The sequence below is a fragment of the Polaribacter glomeratus genome, from assembly GCF_002954665.1.
In the GTDB taxonomy this organism is placed as follows: Bacteria; Bacteroidota; Bacteroidia; order Flavobacteriales; family Flavobacteriaceae; genus Polaribacter; species Polaribacter glomeratus.
On sequence record NZ_MSCM01000001.1, the window covers coordinates 1,863,081 to 1,869,288 of the forward strand.

A 6,208-nucleotide genomic window follows, 5' to 3' on the forward strand; every position below is an offset into this window, starting at 1 on the left:
TGAGAAAGATACTTTTAAATAATCATCATTGAGATAAACGAAGCAATCTGTTCGTTTAAATAGCTACAAATTACTTCGTTCCTCGCAATGACTGCCAAAATAAAAAGCCCTCCAAAATTTAAAATTTGAAGGGCTTTTTTAGGTTTTAAAAAGAAGATTAATACAACACTCTAAACTTAATAGTGCCTTCTACTTTCCTTAATTTATCTATAACTTCTTTGTTATATTCTTTGTCTAAATCTGTAATTACATACCCAACTTTAGGATCTGTAGATAAATACTGACCAGAAATATTTAAATCGTATTTGGCTAATATCTTATTAATTTTTGCCATAATTCCGGGTACATTTTTATGAATGTGCAAAAAACGATGCGACTTTACTTGTCTTGGCAAACGAATATTTGGGAAGTTTACAGCATCAACTGTATTACCAGAATTCATATAAGCCATAATTTTACTTGGTACAAAATCTGCAATATCTCTTTGCGCTTCTTCTGTACTACCACCAACATGCGGCGTTAAAATTACGTTTGGTAATCCTTTTAATTCGGTAAGGAATTCCCCATTTTTTGCTGGTTCTTCTGGATACACATCCACAGCAGCACCTGCTAATTTTCCGCTTTTTAAAGCAGCAGCCAACGCTTTAATATCAACTACAAAACCTCTTGAAAGATTTACTAAATGCGCGCCGTCTTTCATTTGAGAAATTTCTTTTTCTCCTATAAAGTTTTTGTTCGCTGCATTGTCATCAATATGTAAAGTAACCACATCCGAAATTGCTAATAAATCTTCTAATTTATCTACTTTCTGAGCGTTTCCTAAAGCTAATTGATCTTCAACATCATAATAATACACATACATTCCTAAAGCTTCTGCTAAGATTGATAATTGCTTACCAATATTACCATAGCCTACAATTCCTAGTTTTTTACCACGAACTTCTTTAGAACCATCTGCAGTTTTATTCCATTCACCATTATGAATTTCTGTGCTTCTTTGAAAAACACTTCTCATTAACATAATAATTTCGCCAATTGCTAGCTCAACTACAGAACGCGTATTACTGTAAGGCGCATTAAAAACGACCACTCCGTTTTCTTTACACGCTTCTAAATCTATTTGTTTTGTACCAATACAAAATGCACTAACCACCATTAATTTTTCTGCAGCAGCGACTACTCTGGCGGTAACATTCGTTTTAGAACGAATTCCAAGAACGTGTACATCTTTAATTTTGGCTATCAATTCATCTTCCGATAAACTTCTAGAAACGGTTTCTACAGAAAAACCATCCGTAGATAACTTTGTAAAAGCATCTGGATGTACATTTTCTAGTAATAAAATTTTAATTCTATTCTTTGGATATGAGATATTTCTTGGCAACTTGTTTACGTATAAAAATTCATCTAAATTTGGGGCAATATGGTCTGCGTTTTCTGTAGTTTTTAATCTAGAAACATTCTCTGTATACGCAAAAAACTTATCTGCTACACCTGCTTGTCTCGTTACATAATCGCTATAACCGTCGCCAATTACTTGTATTTCTCCTTCTAAATTCATGTCTTTTAAACACTTAATTTTTCCGTTGTGCTGAGATAATGGATTAGTAGCATCAAAACCAATAATTTTTCCATCATTCGCAAACTCAAAAGTATTTGCAAAAACTCTATTCGAAGGTATATTGTAGGCTGCTACAATAGGATCTATAAATTCTTTAAATCCGCAAGAAATAACATAAATGTCGTCTGCAAAATTTTCAAAAAATTCTTTATTGCTTTCGATGGATTTAGATACTTGCTTTTTTAAAGCGCTTACTAAGTTAGCTAAATCTGATTGATTAGCATTTAATAACTTAATTCTTCTTTCTAAAGATTCTGTAAAAGAGATTTCGCCATCAATTCCTAAATTGGTAATATCAATTATTTCTTGAATAATTTTTTCTTTGTTAGGATTGTTGTGTAGTGTAATTTCTGCTAAAACGTCTAAAGCTTCTACTCTAGTTAAAGTGCTATCAAAATCGAAAATATAATTTCTTTTTGTGGTAATCATTACTTTAAAATCATGGTTGAATTTAAGTGTGTAAATCTACAAAGATAGTAGACAAATAGAAAGTGTTTTTAAAGTTTTATGATATCGATTTAATTTGTTCTCAATATTAAACAACTTCATAAAAAAAAGGCTTTTAGGGCTTAAAAATTATGAAATCCCAAAAGAAATAGCCACCAAACAATAGGCAAAGACTCCACCCAAAAGGAACTATAATATTTAGACTGGTTCATTTTGGCTCTCATTAACAAAAGTATCATTAAAAAAAAGAAGAGCATAAACGGACTTTTCTCCGAGATTTCTGTGGAGGACATAAACTCTAAAACTAACGAAAAAACGAGCAGCGCAACCCCTAATTTTTTTGTTTTTTCTAGGCCAATTTTCTTTGGAATTGTCTGCAGAGAAATGGCATCAAACTTCAAATCTCTAATATCAAAAGGAAGTACCAGAACAATTACTAATAAAAATCGCTGCATTGCATAAAAAGCTTTGGATACACCAATTTCTTTACCGGCGTCAAAAAACGGAATTAAAACCGTAAAACCAACCCAAACAAAGGCAACAACCACAATTTTTAGATAACTTATTTCTCTTAAGTTTTTAGCAAATCCGCTTAAAAAAGGCACCGCATACAAAAAAGTTAGTAGTGTAAATGGCACCGAAAAAAGTACTGTTTTAAAATCAATTAAATAGGCATAATAACACATCAATAAAAAGCATAAAAAAGAAAAAACCTGAATAATCTTTAAATCATTTGTTAAACTTTTATGATGCAATTTAGCAACACCAGCATATTTTACAAAATTATACCCCGTAATTGTACCGAAAAAAATAAAGGAATCTAAATTGTGATTTGGTGGCAGTTTAAAATAAATTTCTGTAATTCTTACAAAGGCATATACAGCGAGCGCTACATGTATGCTTGAATTTAAATAAAAATCTAAAATATTTTTTAAAACCTTCATAAAACAAAAGTAAAGATTATGTTGATAACATTGTTATTTGGTTAATAATTAATATCAATTTAACTTAATTATATGAATCTTAAAGATTCTAAAACCCTTATTTTTGTATCGTTAACAAAATACAAATCGTCAATCTACTAAATCGATTGAATAAAGACTGATAAAAAATTTTAAATGAACACAAACTCGTTTCAACTAAGACATATTGGCCCTAATAAAGAGGAGCAAGAAAAAATGTTATCGGCTATTAAAGTAGCTAGTTTAGATCAGTTAATCCACGAAACTGTTCCAGAAAAAATCCGATTAAAAGAAGCTTTAGATTTAGAACCCGCGATGAGCGAATATGAATATTTAGCGCATATTAAAGAACTGTCAGAAAAAAACAAGGTCTTTAAAAGTTATATTGGTTTAGGCTATCATGAGGCAATTGTGCCAAGTGTTATTCAACGAAATATTTTAGAAAATCCGGGTTGGTATACTGCATACACGCCTTACCAAGCAGAAATTGCACAAGGAAGATTAGAAGCGTTGTTAAATTACCAAACAATGATTTGTGATTTAACCGGCATGGAATTAGCAAATGCTTCTTTGTTAGATGAAAGTACCGCTGCTGCAGAAGCAATGGCATTACTTTTTGATGTGCGAGAAAGAGATCAAAAGAAAAAGAATGTAAACAAGTTTTTTGTATCCGAAGAAATTTTACCTCAAACGTTATCTGTTTTACAAACACGTTCTACCCCTATTGGTATTGAGTTAGTTGTTGGAAACCACGAAGAATTCGATTTTTCTGATGAGTTTTACGGCGCAATTTTACAGTACCCTGGTAAACATGGTCAAGTAAATGATTATACAGCATTCGTTGCAAAAGCGAATGAAAAAAATATAAAAGTAGCAGTTGCTGCAGATATTTTATCACTGGTAAAATTAAAAGCACCTGGAGAATTTGGAGTTGATGTTGTGGTAGGAACTACACAGCGTTTTGGGATTCCGTTAGGTTATGGTGGTCCTCATGCAGGCTATTTTGCAACCAAAGAAGCGTACAAAAGAAGTATTCCTGGTAGAATTATTGGGATTACTAAAGACATCGATGGTAACAGAGCTTTGCGTATGGCTTTGCAAACTAGAGAGCAACATATTAAACGCGAAAAAGCGACTTCTAACATTTGTACTGCACAAGTTTTACTAGCAGTAATGGCTGGTATGTATGCAGCGTATCACGGTAAAGATGGTTTAAAAAATATTGCTGATTATGTGCATACAAACACAAAAACACTAGCAAATACTTTAAATAATTTAGGCTTTAAGCAAGTAAACTCCGCTTATTTTGACACTATTTTAGTGAAAGTGGAAGCTGCAAAATTAAAAACAGTTGCCGAAGCAAATCACATCAACTTTAATTATGTTGATGAACATCACGTTTCAATTTCTATTAACGAAACTGTTGGTAGTAAAGAACTAAAAGCAATTGTACGTTGTTTTGAGCAAGCTTTTAATGTTAAAAGTAGAGAATTACCACAACCAACAAATGTAATTCCAGAAAGCTTAGTAAGAAACACACCTTTTTTAGAAAACAGCATTTTTAACACGTATCATTCAGAAACAGATATGATGCGTTACATTAAAAAGTTAGAGCGCAAAGATTTGGCTTTAAACCATTCTATGATTTCTTTAGGATCTTGTACAATGAAATTAAATGCTGCTTCAGAAATGTTGCCTTTAAGCAATCCACAGTGGGGAAATATTCATCCATTTGTACCCTTAGATCAGGCGCAAGGATATCAAGAAGTTTTAACAAAATTAGAGCATCAATTAAATATTGTTACGGGTTTTGCAGGTACTTCTTTACAACCAAACTCTGGTGCACAAGGAGAGTTTGCTGGCTTAATGGTTATTAGAGCTTACCACGAACACAGAAACGATTCTCATAGAAATATTTGTTTAATTCCGGCTTCTGCCCACGGTACAAATCCTGCATCCGCAGTAATGGCAGGTATGCAAGTTGTGGTAACAAAAACAGATGAAAAAGGAAATATCGACTTTGAAGATTTAAAAGAAAAAGCGGAGTTACATTCTAAAAACTTAGCGGCTTTAATGGTTACCTATCCTTCAACACACGGTGTTTTTGAAACAGGAATTAAAGACATTACGGGTTTAATTCATGAACATGGTGGTCAAGTATATATGGATGGCGCAAATATGAATGCACAAGTAGGTTTAACAAACCCTGCAACAATTGGCGCAGATGTTTGTCATTTAAACTTACACAAAACATTTGCTATTCCGCATGGTGGTGGTGGTCCAGGAGTTGGTCCTATTTGTGTTGCACCTCAACTAGTGCCTTTTTTACCAACAAATCCTTTAATTAAAACAGGTGGCGAAATTGCAATTACAGCGATTTCTGCAGCACCTTGGGGTTCTGCCTTAGCGTGTTTAATTTCTTACGGATACATTACAATGTTAGGTTCTAAAGGGTTAACAGATGCTACTAAAATGGCAATTTTAAACGCAAATTATATTAAAGAACGTTTAGACGGTCATTACCCAACGTTATATACAGGTGATCAAGGACGTGCTGCGCACGAAATGATTATTGATTGTCGTGATTTTAAAAACAACGGAATTGAAGTTGTTGATATTGCAAAACGTTTAATGGATTATGGTTTTCATGCACCAACGGTTTCCTTTCCGGTTGCTGGAACGATGATGATTGAACCTACAGAATCTGAAAGTTTAGCGGAGTTAGATCGTTTTTGTGATGCCATGATTTCTGTTCGTAAAGAAATTGACGCAGCAACGAAAGAAGACGAAAACAATCCTCTAAAAAATGCGCCTCATACATTAGCGATGTTAACTGCAGATGAATGGATTCTTCCATATTCTAGAAAACAAGCTGCTTTTCCTCTAGCATATATTGCTGATAACAAATTTTGGCCAACAGTTAGAAGAGTTGATGATGCTTTTGGAGACAGAAACTTAATTTGTTCTTGCAACCCAATTGAAGATTATATGTAGACAAAAAACAACGTGTTTTTAATATTTTAAAACCATCTCTTTTGAGATGGTTTTTTGTTTAGAAATAAAATTGTTTAAGAGTTACTTATGTTAATTTTATATCTGCGTAAAATAGCGTCCATTCTTTTATAAATTTTTTACTCTTATTTAAATCCATTTAACAAACAAATCCTATATTTTAAAT

General features: G+C 32.7%; 3 protein-coding genes. 1 reads left to right on the top strand and 2 read right to left on the bottom strand.

Annotated elements, in window-relative coordinates; genetic code table 11:
* Positions 1 to 157: 157 nt before the first annotated feature.
* Both serA and BTO16_RS07930 read right to left on the bottom strand, forming a co-directional pair.
* Complete coding sequence (serA, locus tag BTO16_RS07925; RefSeq protein WP_105021067.1) at positions 158 to 2,050, bottom strand: phosphoglycerate dehydrogenase; 1,893 nt, start codon at positions 2,048 to 2,050, stop codon at positions 158 to 160.
* A 140-nt stretch (positions 2,051 to 2,190) separates the two neighbouring features.
* Complete coding sequence (locus BTO16_RS07930) at positions 2,191 to 3,012, bottom strand: UbiA prenyltransferase family protein (protein WP_105021068.1); 822 nt, start codon at positions 3,010 to 3,012, stop codon at positions 2,191 to 2,193.
* Between the two features lie 174 nt (positions 3,013 to 3,186).
* On the opposite strand from BTO16_RS07930, the gene gcvP reads away from it, so the two are divergent.
* Positions 3,187 to 6,024: an aminomethyl-transferring glycine dehydrogenase gene (gene gcvP, locus BTO16_RS07935; RefSeq protein ID WP_105021069.1), complete on the top strand. Its 2,838-nt coding sequence runs from the start codon at positions 3,187 to 3,189 to the stop codon at positions 6,022 to 6,024.
* Positions 6,025 to 6,208: the final 184 nt, after the last annotated feature.